This window comes from bacterium (assembly GCA_009926305.1).
Lineage (GTDB): Bacteria > Bdellovibrionota_C > UBA2361 > UBA2361 > RFPC01 > RFPC01.
The window spans coordinates 1-1,302 of the sequence record RFPC01000234.1; the positions used below are offsets into that span (position 1 = coordinate 1).

The window sequence follows — 1,302 nt, forward strand, 5'->3', positions numbered from 1 at the left end:
GTGCTCTACCAACTGAGCTAAGGTCCCGCACAGACTCTATTAAAGTCTCTTACGCTAGCATATTCAAGGGCAAAAGGATAACAATCCTTTTCTGCCTGCTGAATCCATTGAGCGTTTCTTTCCGTATGAAGGATAATAGCACCACATGCTAAGCCAAATGTAAAGCTTGTTATAGCAACAATAGATAGCATTGCAAAAAACTCCGTCTTGTCGCTTGGCATCACCGCACCCCTCATGCCACCCTATAACCTAGATCGAATGGGGCGCAACTTTTTTACTTCCCGCCTAAGATCAGGCAATCTGCGCGTAACGCTCAGAACCGATAGTCTCCAACATAATACCCTCAGGAGAGAAATCCTCGCCAGTTAGAATGGACTTCATGATAGCCGGAGAGAAGCCAGACACAAGCGCGGTTCCATCCTCCCGATAACCAACCGGGATATTTCCAAGGCGCGCATTAAGATTCCAGTAAACAATCTTGGGAACCTCGTATCCAGCCTTAGAATAAAGGACTCGGACCTGCTCCATAGCAGTTTCATTTACAGAGATGCCATGATCGAATTCCATATCCGAAAGAATAAGAACCACATTAGGCATATCATCCTGCGAGGCACCGCTGCGCTTTGCGTGCGTGAGAATGGCATCAAAGGTACGGTAAAGATCCGTATTCATGCCCCAGTCAGTCTTAGCTACAGAATGCACACGCTCGGAGAGGGTTGCTCCTGCCACAGACTGCATGGCGGGCTTTTCCGAGAAGGTAACAAAATGATTCTTAAAAGGACCATTGTTACGCTCTGCAATGTAAAGGCCAAGAGCAACAGATACCTGAATCGGAGAAAGGGTCGAATTGTAACCAGAGTACATAGATCCAGAGGTATCCACAACAGGTAGAATCCGGTAAGGATTATTCATCAGCCAGTTAGGCAGAGCATCCCATTGTGCCTCGGAGACAGGCGGAATCTGGCGCTGCTCGTATTCGGAAATGTAACCTCCGATAATCTCATGCGGATAAATAGCTCCAGCATTTACCTTCTGCTCTCCGGCCTGAAGGCCCTCTTCATACTCCGCCCAACGAGCCTCAGAGTGACGCTTAAAAGCATCCTTGTAAATGTTCATGGCCTGAGAGGGTACGTGTCCGTACTCAATGCTATCCCAATCACCGGAACACATCTGGCTCTCAACAACCTTCGTAAGAGAGCTAAGCAGCTTGCGGTAAGCCTTCGGAGAAAGATCCATGCTCTTGCGAATCTTGGCCGCAATTGCACCCTTAGAGGACTTTTCACGCGGCATCCACTTTGCACA

The 1,302-nt window shown here is 48.2% G+C and carries 2 protein-coding genes; both read right to left on the reverse strand.

The features are described 5' to 3' along the window. Nucleotides 1–17: 17 nt before the first annotated feature. Nucleotides 18–221 (reverse strand): hypothetical protein, encoded by a 204-nt coding sequence (locus EBR25_14120; protein ID NBW42106.1) that lies wholly within the window; start codon nt 219–221, stop codon nt 18–20. Between the two features lie 70 nt (nt 222–291). Continuing rightward, nucleotides 292–1,290, reverse strand: a complete 999-nt coding sequence (locus EBR25_14125) for a DUF2828 family protein (GenBank protein NBW42107.1) — start codon at nt 1,288–1,290, stop codon at nt 292–294. Nucleotides 1,291–1,302 lie beyond the last annotated feature (12 nt).

Excerpts from the sequence above, each read along its gene's own strand:
- EBR25_14120 (NBW42106.1), bottom strand. The coding sequence starts at position 221 with ATGCCAAGCGACAAGACGGAGTTTTTTGCAATGCTATCTATTGTTGCT.
- EBR25_14125 (NBW42107.1), bottom strand. The coding sequence starts at position 1,290 with ATGCCGCGTGAAAAGTCCTCTAAGGGTGCAATTGCGGCCAAGATTCGC.